Annotated in this window: 10 protein-coding genes; 5 read left to right on the forward strand and 5 right to left on the reverse strand. The window is 30.9% G+C overall.

The annotated features are described in order from the left end of the window. Positions 1 to 140: 140 nt before the first annotated feature. From ES044_RS16880 to ES044_RS16895, 4 genes are all read right to left on the reverse strand, one after another. Positions 141 to 524: a hypothetical protein gene (locus ES044_RS16880; RefSeq protein ID WP_189663330.1), complete on the reverse strand. Its 384-nt coding sequence runs from the start codon at positions 522 to 524 to the stop codon at positions 141 to 143. Positions 525 to 765: 241 nt separating this feature from the next. Beyond that, positions 766 to 1656 carry a transglutaminase N-terminal domain-containing protein gene (locus ES044_RS16885; protein WP_147120445.1) on the reverse strand — a complete coding sequence of 297 codons (891 nt, stop codon included), beginning with the start codon at positions 1654 to 1656 and terminating at the stop codon, positions 766 to 768. After that, positions 1656 to 4211, reverse strand: coding sequence for a circularly permuted type 2 ATP-grasp protein (locus ES044_RS16890; protein ID WP_147187429.1), 2556 nt, complete (start codon positions 4209 to 4211; stop codon positions 1656 to 1658). The genes ES044_RS16885 and ES044_RS16890 overlap by 1 nt, the downstream gene beginning before the upstream one ends. Positions 4212 to 4223: 12 nt before the next feature. Further along, entirely contained in the window at positions 4224 to 7568 is a 3345-nt protein-coding gene (locus tag ES044_RS16895) for a DUF2126 domain-containing protein (RefSeq protein ID WP_147120447.1), read from the reverse strand. Positions 7569 to 7943: 375 nt separating this feature from the next. On the opposite strand from ES044_RS16895, the gene ES044_RS16900 reads away from it, so the two are divergent. The 5 genes from ES044_RS16900 (at position 7944) to ES044_RS16920 (ending at position 13634) form a co-directional block, all read left to right on the forward strand. Then, positions 7944 to 9398 (forward strand): circularly permuted type 2 ATP-grasp protein, encoded by a 1455-nt coding sequence (locus ES044_RS16900; RefSeq protein ID WP_147120448.1) that lies wholly within the window; start codon positions 7944 to 7946, stop codon positions 9396 to 9398. A gap of 10 nt (positions 9399 to 9408) precedes the next feature. Next, positions 9409 to 10359, forward strand: coding sequence for an alpha-E domain-containing protein (locus ES044_RS16905; RefSeq protein ID WP_147120449.1), 951 nt, complete (start codon positions 9409 to 9411; stop codon positions 10357 to 10359). Between the two features lie 652 nt (positions 10360 to 11011). Further along, positions 11012 to 11899, forward strand: coding sequence for an EamA family transporter (locus ES044_RS16910; protein WP_147120450.1), 888 nt, complete (start codon positions 11012 to 11014; stop codon positions 11897 to 11899). Positions 11900 to 12744: 845 nt separating this feature from the next. Beyond that, a complete protein-coding gene (gene hpf / locus ES044_RS16915; protein WP_147120451.1) occupies positions 12745 to 13047 on the forward strand; it encodes a ribosome hibernation-promoting factor, HPF/YfiA family in 303 nt (100 codons plus the stop codon). 77 nt (positions 13048 to 13124) lie between these two features. Then, on the forward strand, positions 13125 to 13634 hold the full coding sequence (locus ES044_RS16920) for a peroxiredoxin-like family protein (protein ID WP_147120452.1): 510 nt from the start codon (positions 13125 to 13127) through the stop codon (positions 13632 to 13634). A gap of 402 nt (positions 13635 to 14036) precedes the next feature. On the opposite strand, the gene ES044_RS16925 is transcribed toward ES044_RS16920, so the two are convergent. Next, positions 14037 to 15032 (reverse strand): fasciclin domain-containing protein, encoded by a 996-nt coding sequence (locus ES044_RS16925; RefSeq protein ID WP_147120453.1) that lies wholly within the window; start codon positions 15030 to 15032, stop codon positions 14037 to 14039. Positions 15033 to 15174 lie beyond the last annotated feature (142 nt).

Raw genomic sequence — 15174 nt, forward strand, 5'->3', positions numbered from 1 at the left:
CTAAAAATCAAACATGTAATTGTTACCTAGTAACTAACAAATGTTAACAAGAACGTTCTTTTTCCTAAAAGCAAGGATAGAATTGTTAATAACTAGCTCTTTTTTGAAATCTAGGCTGAATAGTTACAACTTTTCTTTAATTAGAAATTAGATATATAAAATACTTCTACATAATTATCTGAAGAATGAATCGATACTATATCATTCAAAAATAAGCGCAAACCTTCATAATTTCCATCGCCTTTAATTTCTATCTTTTTAGCTTCGGTTTGCTTGTTTTTATATGTGCCGAAGGCAAATCGTCTAAAAATAATAATTGGTATAATAGTCGCAATTGCAGGGAGAATGCTTTTTAAAATAAAGCACAACTTATACGGATTTCTGTCATTTTCCATAATCACGTATACATAATACAAACGTGAAATTGTAATAGCACAAAAACTAAAAGCGAGTAGAAAAATTAGTTCACTTAAAATTGTCCATATTTTAATGGTCTTCTTTAAAATGACATCCTGAATAGGCAAAAATAACACATTACAAAACCCACCATAAGACTATAACGCGTTAAAAAGAGTAGTTTTTCATCATCATACAATTAATTCATTTACATCTAAAGGCTCTGTAAAATATAGAAAAACCAAAAAACCAAATTGCTAAACTTAAAGCTATGATTAAATGATGTTTTACGGATGAATCAAAAGGGTATTTTTATGCAATTTTTGTTTTTATGAAACTAACTATTTTGAAATAATAAAATATCAGTAGTTATTTAGCAGGCCTTATATCGACAGAAACTTTCATTTTACTCCCTCCAGAACCATATAAAACTCCTTTTAAAGGCGGAACATCATAATAATCTCTTCCGTAAGAAACAGTAATATGTTGGTTTTTTGGAATTTGATTATTTGTAGGATCAAAATCTACCCAACCAAAATGCGGAATATAAACCGAAAACCAAGCATGAGAGGCATCTGTACCCACTAATTTTTCTTTACCAGGAGGAGGTAAAGTTTCTATATAGCCACTTACATATCTTGCAGGCAAACCAATAGAACGCAAACAGGCAATGCCAATTTGAGCAAAATCTTGGCAAACGCCCTTTTTTTCTTTCATCACTTCATCCAAAGGCGTTGCAATAGTACTAAATTCAGCATCAAATTTAAAATCTTTAAAAATGCGCTCCATTAATTCTTTGGTGGCTTCAAATAAAGAACTTTCTGGTTTTAAAGATTGTTTTGCATAACTGGTAATTTCATCAGAAATAGTGGTTATAAATTGAGAATCTAATATAAAATCATAGACTTTTAAGATTTCCTCATCCCCGTTTTTAATGATTTCCAAGGCTTTTTTTACGGTGGTATTTTTGCAAATTTCTGAAGAGAAAACATCGGCTTCTAAATCGAAACTACGTTCTACTTTACTAATTGCGGTAACTATTAGCTCTTTATGAGGTTCATCTATAGAAAAACGTATAACCGTATTGCCAAAAAAATCTAAATCTTCCTCGATATAGGTCGGTGTTGGTGTTATTTCTAGCCGATAATCAACCAATTTCTGACCTATAAACTCTTTAGGTTTTAAATAGGCAATATTATGACAGTAGGTAACTGAACCTTCATAGTTATATGCTGTTTTATGGATGACGGAAAATAACATTACCAAGTATCTTTTTGATGCACTAATTGAATTTGTTGATCGGAGTGATTAAAATAAGGGTCTGTTATAGAGACGGATGTTGCGTGAATTAAAGTGCTTAAATCGGATAATAAAGTATCTAAATTTGTTCTTGTATATTGCTCATTATCAATAGAAATTAATGCTGTTGATTCTGAATTTTCAATAAGATTGCAGGCTTTAGAAATTTGCAAATAAGAAGTTGTAGCCGCTGCATTGGTATTCTTTTTTGGCAGTTGAGCAATGTCTCTTTTAATTCTATTTAGTTGATATTTTAAAGAGCGTGCATATGCTTTGTCTAATAAAATAAGATTGATGGTGTTTTCTAAATTTAAATACGATTTAAAACTATAGCGATAAATATTTAAACTTTCATGACTGTCTAATAAAGATTCTAAAATTTCATACTCTACGTCTTCATCATGTTTTACAACTAAAAGTGCGCGCGATTTATCAATCGTCATCATCGAAAATTCCATTTGCAAGCCTATAAAATATAGCAGTAATCCCTGTTCTACTAAAATACTCTCTTCAATTAAACCAATAAAAGCAATTAGTTTAGTAATTATATTGTCTAATAATTTGGTGAGGCTTTTTATTTTCTTTCTGTTTTCTGGCTTAAAATCGGTCCATTGTTTTTTCATGGACTCAAAAACACGCCACATATCTTTAGACCACAAATTACGTAAAGAATAGTAGGAGTTAGAAAATGACGAAATTGAGTTTGCCAAACTACCTACTTTGCTTTCATCAAACAAAACAATACCAATTTCTGTTAATGGATCTTTTAAGGCTTTCTCTTTATTTTCTCCTGTAAAGCCAGGGAAAACAGAAGTTAAATGTGTGATGGATTTAAATAAAATATCTAAACTTTTAGCATCAGAATCTAATTTACTAAACTCTAAATCGACCATTTTATTTAAAACCATTCTAGTATACCTAGCGGTAACCAATGTTCTGGCTAAATATCTACCCGACCAAAATAAATTTTCTGCGGTATTGCTTGGTAAATTTTCGATACCAGACAATGAGTTTGAGGTTGAATGATGCCAATGAAAACGTTTATTGTATGGTTTTTCTTGTAAATCTGAATTTGTAATCCAAAAATCTTTGCTCGTTCCTCCACGTTGGTTAGAAACTCGTAATTCTTCTTTTTCTGACGCTACTCTTGCTAAACCTCCAGGCATTACACTGTAAGAATCTTTCTTTGCCACAGCAAAAGTTCTGCAAACTACTTTTCTAGGCTCCAAACTATCACCTGAAAAATTGGGAGCTGTAGAAAATGATATTTTTTCTTGTGCTACAAAATGATAAGGTTTTGCTAAAATCTGTGCTTTTAAATAGGCTAACTCCTTTTTTGTTAGCATTTCACAGAAATAAATATGCTCTCTATTGGTTCTGTCAATTGGTTTTACAACAAAATCTTTTAAGTTTTCGAGTACGAAGTTTCGCTCTTTTTCTTGTCCGCACCACCAAGAAGCAATTTGCGGTAAAATTAAGTCTTCTTTTAAAAAGTACTTACAAATAGAATTCATAAATGGAATTAATCCCGGATTTTCTAAAACGCCACTACCAATAGGATTTAAGATGCTCACATTTTGTTTACGAACTACATTTAACAAGCCTGCAACTCCTAAATAAGAGTCTCCTTTTAGTTCTAAAGGATCTGTATAATCGCCATCAATTCTTCTTAAAATTACATCAACCTTTATTAATCCTTTTAATGTTTTGATAAAAAGGTTGTTATCTCGTACTATTAAATCGTTTCCTTTTACCAACGGATATCCCAAGAATGAAGATAAGTACGAATGCTCAAAATAAGTCTCATTATGAGGACCAGGTGTTAAAATAACAATCGTCGGATTTTCTTTTGAGTTTGTAGCTGCATCAATTAAAAGTTGATGAAAATCTTTAAAATAATTAAAAGGTTGTTCTACATTTATATTGTTAAATAAATTAGGAACTGTTCTTCGGATAGAAAATCTATTTTCTAGCGCATAGCCCATTCCCGATGGTGCTTCAGAACGATCATTTACTACCCACATTCTGCCATCTGGACCTCTAGCCAAATCTGCAGAATGAATCAATAAATTTTTAGAGGTATTGTATTTAATTTGATCACAATTTCTTAAAAACCCTCTGTGCGCATAAATAATTTCTGGCGGAACAATTTTATTTTTAATGAGTTCTATTTTGCCGTAAATATCCTTCAAAACTAAATTTAACAATTCAGCTCTTTGTTGCAACCCTTTTTCAATTCCTTTCCATTCTTTTTGTTCAATGATAAAAGGAATAATATTTAAGTTCCAGGGTCTGTTTAAACCTTTTGGGTCATTATAAACATTGTAGGTTACACCATTTTCTGCCAGCAACCAATCTATTTGATTTTGTTTTTCAGCTAAATCTTGCACACCAATATCTGCAAAGTTGGTTAATAACTTTGTCCAATTTGGGTTAATGCTCATATCTGACTTTAAAACTTCGTCATAGTTTTTAAAATCGCTGAAATATTTTTGAAATAAATTTTTTACTGGCATATCCCTAAAAAATTATTTTTTCAGCCTTAAATCTAATGTGTTCGGAAATTCTGCATTTACAGGAGTCTCTTGATATTTAAAACGTTTAGAACTTTCTTGTTTTTTTACAACAACCGCTCTGCCACCGGGTATAAAATCATCTTTAGGTTTTTCTTCTATATCTTCAACGTCGCCTTGGGTATGGTTAAAATCCCAAAAACGATTAATTCTTCTAGATTCTGCTTCGAAACTATTTACAGGATACGTATCATAAGAGCGTCCGCCAGGATGTGCCACAAAATAAGTACAACCCCCAATAGAATGTTTGCTCCACGTATCAACAATGTCAAAAACTAAAGGCGTATCTACGCCAATAGTAGGGTGCAGAGCAGAGTACGGATTCCAAGCTTTATAACGAATGCCCGCAACAAATTCGCCTTTTACAGCGGTTTGTTGCAACTGAACTTTTACGCCGTTACAAGTTAACACATACCTTTCTTCTGTAAAATTATTTACTTTTACTTGCAATCTTTCTACAGATGAATCTACATATCTTGCCGTTCCGCCACCCGTCATTTCTTCTCCTAAAACATTCCAAGGTTCAATTCCGGCTCTTAATTCTATATCTATATTGTTTATTTGAACCATCCCATGTAATGGAAATCTAAATTCAAAAAACGGATTGAACCAATCTTCTTTAAACTCGTAACCCGCTTTATTTAATTGGGCTACAATGTCTTTAATATCTTCTCTTACAAAGTGTTCAATTAAAAACTTATCATGCAAAGCGGTTCCCCAACGTACTAATTTTTGTTCATACGGTTTTTTCCAAAACCAAGAAACTAACGTTCTTACCAATAAATTTTGTAGCAAACTCATTTGTGCATGCGGCGGCATATCAAAACCTCTCAACTCTAAAATTCCTAGCCTTCCTGTAGAAGAATCTGGCGAATATAATTTATCGATACAAAATTCTGCTCTGTGTGTATTTCCTGTTAAATCGGTTAATAAATGCCTGAACAATCTGTCTGTTAACCAAAACGGTACGTCGCCATCTTTCGGAATTTGGCTAAACGCAATTTCCAGTTCATATAAACTATCTTGTCTTGCTTCATCAACCCTTGGCGCCTGACTAGTTGGCCCCACAAAAGCACCAGAAAATAAGTAAGAAAGACCAGGGTGATGTTGCCAAAAAGTTAATAAACTTCGTAACAAACTTGGCTTTCTCAACAACGGACTATCTTTGGGAGAAATACCACCTAAAGTAACGTGATTGCCGCCACCAGTGCCCGTGTGTTTGCCATCTAGCATAAACTTCTCTGTACCTAATCTAGATTTTTTAGCTTCATTATAGATGGTAAATGTGTTGTCCATTAATTCTTGCCAAGTGTTAGATGGATGCACATTTACTTCTACAACTCCTGGATCAGGCGTTATTTTCATAGACTCTAATCGGTTATCTTTTGTCGGTCCGTACCCCTCTAAAACAATCGGAATTTCTAATTCTTTTGCAGTCGCTTCAATAGAGGCCAACAAATCTAAATAGGAATTGGCCTCTTCTAAAGGCGGTAAAAATAAATGTAATTTTTCATCTCTAACTTCTGCACAAATTGCAGTTCTTACAAAGTAAGTAGGCAGACTTTTGTTGATTCCTTTTTCTAAAACTTTTTCATGTCTTTTAGCTACAAGTTGTTTAAAGCTGGGTAATCGTTTCTTCTTTTCAAAAAGATTTGGTTCATGAATCGGAAAAATTTCATTTTCTGGTTCAGTTTGCAACGAATCTAAAGGCAACCTTAAACCGAGAGGAGAATTCCCAGGCGTTAAGTATATATAATTTCTTCTAAATTTCCAATGGCTAGAAAACCAATTGTCTTCTGTTTTATTTAAAGGCAACACATAACCAACAGGCTCTGATGTGCCGTTTTCTAAAATTTCTTTTAATTTCTTTTCCGCTAAAGAACTGTCTTTATCTTCACCCGGATTTAAATCTATTGGTAATTTACCCTGCTCCCATAAAAAGTAAAAAGCATCTTCATAGGCAGGTGTAATATGTTTGTTAGAAATGGCTAAATATTCTGTTAGTTTTTCTAAAAACAGTTTATCATCACCTTTATTAATTTTTTGTGAATCTGAAATAGCTGCAAATAAATCGGTATTAAACCAAATTTTACGGCCATCTTTTCTCCAACATAATTCTATAGACCATCTTGGTAAAGGTTCTCCAGGATACCATTTTCCTTGGGCATGATGCATAAAACCACCATGTGCAATTTTCTTTAATAAACGTTTTGATAAATCTTTAGAACGTTCTCTTTTTGCGGGGCCGTCTGCATCGGTATTCCATTCTGCAGACTCCATATCATCAATAGAAACAAAAGTAGGTTCGCCACCCATGGTTAAACGAACATCGTTTTTCTGAAGTTGTTTTTCTACTTTATGACCTAATTGAACAATGTTTTCCCATTGATTTTCTGTGTAGGGCTTTGTAACTCTTGGCGATTCTAAAATTCTTGTCACAGAATTCTCAAATTCGAAGGTAGTTTCACAAACATCAGACATTCCAGAAACCGGAGCAGCACTTTCAAAAGTAGGCGTACAAGCCAAAGGAATATGCCCTTCACTGGCTAATAAACCAGAAGTTGCATCAAAGCCAATCCAACCAGCGCCCGGCAAATACACTTCTGCCCAAGCATGTAAATCTGTAAAATCTTCTGCAGGTCCAGAGGGGCCATCTAAAGATTTTTCATCAGACTTTAATTGCACTAAATAACCAGAAACAAAACGCGCTCCAAACCCCAAATGACGCAAAGTTTGCACAAATAACCAGGCAAAATCTCTACAAGAACCCGTTTTACTATCTAAAGTTTCCTCACAACTTTGCACACCGGGTTCCATTCTAATATTATAGCTTAAATATTCATAAATTTTCTGATTGATATCAATCAAAACATAAATGGTTTTTCTAGCGGATACATCTAATGTTTTGATAAAACCGTCGATTAATTTCCCTTTTTCGGTAACTTCTAAATAAGGACTTAATTCTTTTTTAAGATTGTCTGAATAGGTAAAAGGAAATTCTTCTGCGGATTCTTCTACAAAAAAATCAAACGGATTGATGGTTTTTAAATCGGCTATAATTTCTACATCAATAGAAAGTTCTTCTGTTTTATCAGGAAAAACGACTCTTGCCAAATAGTTGCCAAAAGGATCTTGTTGCCAGTTAAAAAAATGTTCTTTAGGCTCAATGTTTAAAGAATAGGATTCAATCGGAGTTCTGCTATGCGGCGCAGGTCTTAACCTAAAAATGTGCGGAGATAACTTTACAGAACGATCGTACTTATATTTTGTTTTGTGAGAAATTACAACTTTTAATGCCATAGTTTAATCTGATATGGTTTTTAGTATAAAATTAGTTAAATGAAAACTAATTGTACTAAAATTTAGGTGAATGTTTTTTGTGGATTATATCTTTTTCCTAATTTTTAATATAATTTAAACTTAATTTTCTTGAATTAGTTGCGGTTGTAAACACCAAAAATTTTATCCAAAAAAATTTAAGCTAAATTAATACTAATTGATCGAATTTTGATAAAGAAATGTTAATTAAATCAAGAATACTTTAAAGAATAACTTGTTTTAATGAACTTAATAAGTACATAAAAATAAAATTAGAAGAATAATTTAATTTAATGATATGTTTTTAATAATATTTGTATTAATTTTACGAGAAACATTTTTATTCTGGCTACAAATATGAAATTACCAATATTTTCTTCTTATCAATTTGATTCTAAATTTTACGATGAAATATTTACAGACAACAAAGAAGTAAGAGAAGTTTATCAAACATTATTTAAATTATTTAGCGAATATTCTGTTAGTGATTTTGCTTCATTAAACGATAAAGCAAAAGACGCTTTTTTTAATCAGGGAATTACGTTTCAAGTTTATGGTGATAAAGAAACCAAAGAAAAAATTTTTCCATTCGATTTATTTCCGAGAATTATCGGCAATGCAGAATGGTTAAAATTAGAAAGTGGCGCTTTGCAAAGGAGTAAAGCTCTAAATCTTTTTTTATGGGATTTATATCACGATCAAAAAATACTAAAGCAAAATATTGTTCCGAGAGATTTAATTGCTTCTTCTGCCAATTATTTAAAAGAAATGGAAGGTTTTGATCCTCCGGGCGGAATTTACAATCATGTTTCAGGAACCGATTTAATCAAACATGCTGATGGTGAATATTATGTTTTAGAAGATAATATTAGATGCCCTTCGGGAGTAAGTTATGTTGTAGGGAATAGAGAGGCTTTAAAACGAACTTTATTTGGTGTTTTTAATTCTTATAAATCACATAATGTTTCAGATTACGGTCAAAATTTATTAGAGATAATAGAATCTGTTAAACCAAAAGGTGTCGATATACCTAAATGTGTGGTTTTAACCCCAGGTGTTTACAATTCAGCTTATTACGAACATTCTTTTTTGGCAAAACAAATGGGAGTGGAGTTGGTAGAAGGTAGAGACTTGTTTATAGAAAACGACTTTGTTTACATGAAAACCATCAGAGGTTTGCAAAGAATTGATGTTATTTATAGACGGGTAGATGACGAGTTTATAGATCCACAAGTTTTTAATAAAGACTCTGTTTTAGGAGTTCCGGGTTTGTTTAAATCGTATATAAAAGGAAAAGTAAGCTTGGTAAATGCACCAGGAACTGGCGTTGCTGATGATAAAGCTATTTATACATATATGCCACAAATTATAAAGTATTATTTAGATGAGGAACCAATTCTAAATAATGTACATACCTACCATTGTAGCAGACCAGATGAATTAAAATATGTGTTAGAAAATATAGATAAATTAGTGGTAAAACCTGTTGATGAATCGGGTGGTTATGGTATTTCTATAGGAAACACATTAACCAAAGAAGAAATAGAAAAAGTACAAAAAACAATTCAAGAAAATCCAAGAAAATATATTGCCCAACCCATTATGTCTCTTTCTACACACGCTACCTATATAGAAGATCAAAATTCTTTTGAACCTAGACACGTAGATTTAAGAACATTTACTTTGTTAGGCAAAGACAAAGACTTTGTTTTAAAAGGAGGTTTAACAAGAGTGGCTTTAAGAAAAGGTAATTTAGTTGTAAACTCTTCGCAAGGAGGAGGCTCTAAAGATACTTGGGTATTAAAAAAATAAATAAAATTTTATGTTAGCAAGAGTAGCCAATAATCTTTTTTGGATGGGACGTTATATAGAACGTTCAGAACATATTGCAAGATATTTAAGCGTAAATTATTTTTCATCTTTAGATGCACCAAATGAGGCATCTCAATCAAGAGAATTCGTTTTAAGATCAATGTTATTTGTAGCAGATGAAGAAGAACTTAAAGAGAAAAAGGAATTTAATGAAAGTGAAATTTTGTTTGACTGTGGGTTGAACCCAGAAAAACCATATTCTATTTTATCTGCCATTAAAAATGTACAACAAAATGCAAACGGCGCAAGAGATTTAATATCTACAGAGTTATATGAATCTATAAATACTTTAAACAGAACTGTAAAAGCATATTCTGCAGAGCGTTTCGTGAAAAGTGGTTTGTTTGATTTTACAACTATGATTGCCTCTAACGTAGCTTCTTTAAGAACTAAAATTAGAGCTACTTTATTACATGACGAAGTATACGCCATTATAATGTTGGGTATTTATATTGAAAGAGCCAATCAGGTAATTCGTATAATCAACTCAAAATACAACGATGCACTTTTAGAAAAAGTAAATTTCGGGGGTTCTGTAAGAACTAGTTATGAGTGGATTACTTTGTTAAAATGTGTAGAAACATATGATATGATGCGAAGGTATTACAGAAAAACACCGACGAGCGATACCGTTTTAGAATTTTTAATTTTAAATCCTAATTGTCCTAGATCTATTATGAATTCTTTAAATAGTATTCATTATTATATTGGGTTTTTAACCAATACAGAAAATGCAGATAAAGATTCTGCAGCTTTTTTAATCGGGAAGTTAATGTGTGAATACCGTTACAAAACAATCGATGATTTTCAGGAAGATTTAAAAGGATTTATAGAAACTTTGGTTGATGATTTATCTCTAGTAGGCGAAAAAATGGGCAAAGATTATTTTAGTTTGTCTTAAATATTCTCAATTTTATTATCGATCATAAAATTTTATTTTTCATTTCTATAAGTTTAGTTCCAATCAATATTTTTGTCAAGAATATCATAAAAAGACAGAATATTAATTGGAACTTTTTATATGGAATATCAAATCTTTTATGAAGTATGATTTTAAGATTTCCCGTATTTTAATGATGAAAATAGTTTTGTAAAGACAAACAGAATAAGACTATAAATAAGATAATTGAATAAACTTTAAAACAAGCGGTATACAACAATGCTGCCTGAAATAAAGAAAAGAGGATTTCTTTTAATGAGTAAAAATTTATAATTGTGGTATTCGTTTCTAAAAAGCTTGAATACTAATACTTATAAACCCATCTTGATTGGTAAACTGTTTCTCAAAATAAAAAAAATACCCATCAATCAATTATTGGAAGAATTTAAATGTTTCGCAGTTTATGATGAGAGCCGTCTATAATTTTAGATGGATAAATGAAAATGACATCTTATTACAAACAAAATGATAAAATTATTTACTTTTATTTTATCTATGTTTTTTGTCAATTTATTTTACTGAATTTAAACATACAATAATCTAATTTTAAACGAAACAAAAATAATTTAGTATTCTTTTAAAGATTACATTTGATTGTATCAATACTCACTAATTGAAAAAATCAAAAGGATTAATAATAGCCGCATTTTTTGCCATTTATCTTATTTGGGGTTCTACCTATTTATTTAATAAAGTTGCAGTAACAGAACTTTCACCCTTATTTTTAGCTTCTGTTCGTTTTTTAACTGCAGGTAGTTTAATTATGATCATCGCAAAACTGTTAAAAGCATCTTTAGTAATTACTAAAAAACAACTTATCAATTCAATTATTGCGGGTTTTCTGTTTTTAGTCTACGGTAACGGAGTTTTTGTTTGGGCTTTAAAATATGTAGATTCTGGTTTTGCAGCGCTGCTAGCGTCCACTCAACCTTTATTTGTGTTGTTTTTAATGCGTTTAATTGATAGAAAACCATTGCAAAAAAAATCTATTATCGGGGTTTCTTTAGGTATTTTAGGAATGTATTTATTGGTAAGTCAACAAGAAATTACAACATCAAAAGAAAGCTTGTTGGGTATTTTTATGATTTTTACCTGCGTATTCAGTTGGAGCTACGGAAGTGTATTTGTATCTAAAGCTGCATTACCAAAAAACTTTTTTGTGAGCACAGGATATCAAATGTTAAGTGCAGGTATTATTTTAGCAATTGCTAGTTTAAGCTTTAATGAAGTTTGGTTATCACCGTTAGACTGGAGTTTTAATGTTGTTATTTGCATGTTGCTCTTGATATTTCTAGGCGGAATTATAGCTTTTACCTCCTTTAATTATTTATTAAAAGTAGTATCAACAGAAAAAGTATCAACATCTGCGTATGTAAATCCCGTTGTTGCTCTATTTTTAGGATGGTATGTTTTAGATGAAAAATTAACAACACAATCTATTGTTGCTTCGGCAATAATACTAACAGGTGTTTATTTTATTACTTCTCGTAAGAGAAGATAAAATTAAAAGGTTCTAGTTGAAAATAATGTTGGTGCAAAAGTGTTTGATACCTGTGCTTCACAACATATAGTAGTTTTGAATTGATTATAAAGCTACGAGATATTCGATAAAAAACAGCTGTTAAAACAAACTTAAACTACAGCCAATTAAAAGAATAACTTTTGAAAGAGAGACTTCTAATAAATCTTTTATAATAAGTGTAAATTTTGTTTCACTAGTGGGTAACAACATTTATCGTTACAATTATAATTCAACTACTAAACTGCACATTTCATAACTGTTACCATTTCAATTATCTAATAAATATACTTTAAGGTGGCTCTTATTGTAAATTTAAGCTATAATAATAGTACACGTATCAGCATCTTAATATAATGTGATTATAAATGTTAGATAATAGAAAAAAAGAGTTTTTACCTCGTTTTTAAATTTAAATTGATCCCAGCTCTATAATTTCATCTCTTTATATTGATAAGGAAGTAATTAATAAAATAAATTTTAAAAGCGCATATAGAACACAAAGTATAATAGAATCTATTAAATAGTATTTTTATATATTTACAACAATTACTTTGCCACGAAAATTTTACTGTTTTAGTAAATTTTCATAGCTTTTTTTATTTTCTCTAGATTATTTCTATTCTAGCGTAGATGCTTATCTCTTTTTTTATCGGTAGATACATATTTAAAACAACGAAAACATGTTGCCTTTAGGTATCATTTTATAATTACAAGATTTCTTTTGATATGAGTTCAATATAGAACCATACACGCCAACTAAATAGCAGTATTTATTTTATTTTTGATGTGATAGAATATAATACTAACTAAAAATGCAAGAGATTATGAACATTAACTTTGAGTACCATGATGTAAAAGCTAGTAAAAGACTAGAAGAAGTAGTAACAGAAAAATTAGAAAATTTACATAATAAATTCGAAATGGTGATTGGTGCAGATGTTTTTTTTAAAACAGAAAATACTTCATCTGATGAAACGGGAATGATTTGTAATATTCGTTTAAGTTTGCCTGGCCCAAGATTATTTGCAGAAGCAAGTCATGATAACTTTATAAGTTCTATTTCTGAATCGATAAATGATTTAGAGAAACAATTGACAAAGAAAAAAGGAAAAATGAATAATCACTAAATGAAAGTAAATTCTAATTTTAATTGCAACGCAGAGAGTAATTTCGAAAAATAGTAATCACTAATATTTAGAGCATTATGATAAAACCTAGAAATAAAGCACCAGAACTTAAAATAGATTTAGTAAACGATACAAAATGGAATTTGCAAGAGCAAAATCCGAAGAATTTTACCTTGATTATTTTTTACAGAGGGAATCATTGTCCGGTTTGTAAAACACAATTAGAAGAGTTGCAAAATAAAGTAAAAGACTTTACAGAAAGAGGCGTAAATCTAATTGCAATTAGTTCAAATACAGAAAAAATTGCTAAAGAAACTCATAAAAATTGGGCAATAGACAGCATTCCTGTTGGTTATGATTTTCCAATTGAAGAAGCTAGAAAATGGGGTCTTTTTATATCTGAAGGTATCAACGATAAAGAGCCAAAACATTTTACAGAACCAGGCTTGTTTTTAATTGATACAGAAAATAAAGTGTATTGGGAGTCTATTCAATCGATGCCTTTTGGAAGACCCGCTTTTAAAGATGTTTTAAATGGAATAGATTCTATTCTAGAAGATGGATATCCAGCAAGGGGAGAGGCTTAAAAACAATCTTATTATTATTATTATTATTATTATTCAAAAAAAATCCAAAAGTAAAATTACTTTTGGATTTTTTTTATTTATTAGTAGTAGTAGTAGTAGTGTACGATTAAAAATAGTTCAGATTCATAAATCATTTTAAAATCAAGTGATTTGACTTGTTTTTTTAAATAATACTTTATTTTTTTAAGTAATTTTAAAATAAAAAATTCATACTTTTTTTTGAGTTTACGTTAGTTATCATCAGACCTTGTTTCCCTGCCAGCCGGCAGATTGGTTCTAAAAGCAAAGCGTCTTGATTCTTTGGCGGACAAACATGATTAAAAATAAAATTAAAAAGTATTACAGCCAAATGTTGTAAAACACCCAACTGTAATAACGATTCAAATTAATATTTTTAAAACTTTATGGTAATAAAACTTGATCAATTACATGAACAATTCCGTTTGTGGTCTGTACATCTGGTATTACCATGTTTGCAGGTTGTGCATTTCCTGACCCACTTACTGTTAAAACACCATTATTATACGCACCTAATTTTATGGTATCACTGCCTAAAGTCTCATAAATACCTGCATTTAATTCAGAGGTAAAACGATCTTTACTTGTATCTGCAAATACATGGTTTAATAAAACTGCTGTTAACAAATCCTTATCAATCATTTTTACATCTTCTGGTTTATTAAATGATAAACCCAAAGCAGTTCCTAAATTAATAAATGCTTGATCATTTGGCGCAAAAACTGTAAATTTTGCATCAGGGTTACTTAATGCATCTGCTAAACCTGCATACACAACTGCTTGAACTAAATAACGAAGTTCAGGTGTTTTAAAAACTGCTGCTGTTTGAAGGGCAATTGCAGATGCTACCACATTACCACCCGTTGCAATCATTACTTTATCAATTACATGAACTGTTCCGTTTGCCGCTGCAATGTCTGTAGCTAAAATTTTAGAACCGTTAATGTATAATGTTCCATCACGATTTATAAATCTACGAGTTAATCCGCCTAAAGCAGAACCCGAAGTTCCATTTGCTTGAATCGCAGATCCTGCTAAATTTCCATTTGAAACATGGTACAATAATGTATTTGTTAAAAAAGAAGTTTGCAACGCTCCTAAAGTAGATTCTGTAAGACCTAAACGAGCAAATGCACTATTGTTTGGGGCAAATACAGTATAATCTCCAGAAGGATCATTAGGGTTACTGTTGCTTAAAACTCCTGCAACTCCGCCATTAACGGCAGCAGCTTCTAAAGTAGAAAAAGCGTCATTTGAAACTGCGATATTAGCAATTGAAGGCAATTCATCTTCATAAGAAGAACTAGACTCGCAAGATGCAACTGTTAAAACACCTAAAAAAGCAAGTGCTATTCCGAATTTTTTATATAAATTTTTCATGAGTATTAGTTTTAGGTAACTATTCAGCCTTTAAAACAGCAATAGTTTTAAAAGCAGCGAAAATATTTTGACCATTCTTAATACAGGTATCTGTTACTGATCTAATAACCGCATATATCTGTGCACCATTTTCAGTTTTAAA

Source organism: Polaribacter sp. IC066, from assembly GCF_007997085.1.
Lineage (GTDB): Bacteria > Bacteroidota > Bacteroidia > Flavobacteriales > Flavobacteriaceae > Polaribacter.

What these genes read in the sequence shown, in the direction of transcription:
- ES044_RS16900 (WP_147120448.1), top strand. Translation starts at nt 7,944, where the DNA reads ATGAAATTACCAATATTTTCTTCTTATCAATTTGATTCTAAATTTTAC.
- ES044_RS16905 (WP_147120449.1), top strand. Translation starts at nt 9,409, where the DNA reads ATGTTAGCAAGAGTAGCCAATAATCTTTTTTGGATGGGACGTTATATA.
- ES044_RS16890 (WP_147187429.1), bottom strand. Translation starts at nt 4,211, where the DNA reads ATGCCAGTAAAAAATTTATTTCAAAAATATTTCAGCGATTTTAAAAAC.
- hpf (WP_147120451.1), top strand. Translation starts at nt 12,745, where the DNA reads ATGAACATTAACTTTGAGTACCATGATGTAAAAGCTAGTAAAAGACTA.
- ES044_RS16925 (WP_147120453.1), bottom strand. Translation starts at nt 15,032, where the DNA reads ATGAAAAATTTATATAAAAAATTCGGAATAGCACTTGCTTTTTTAGGT.
- ES044_RS16920 (WP_147120452.1), top strand. Translation starts at nt 13,125, where the DNA reads ATGATAAAACCTAGAAATAAAGCACCAGAACTTAAAATAGATTTAGTA.
- ES044_RS16885 (WP_147120445.1), bottom strand. Translation starts at nt 1,656, where the DNA reads ATGTTATTTTCCGTCATCCATAAAACAGCATATAACTATGAAGGTTCA.
- ES044_RS16895 (WP_147120447.1), bottom strand. Translation starts at nt 7,568, where the DNA reads ATGGCATTAAAAGTTGTAATTTCTCACAAAACAAAATATAAGTACGAT.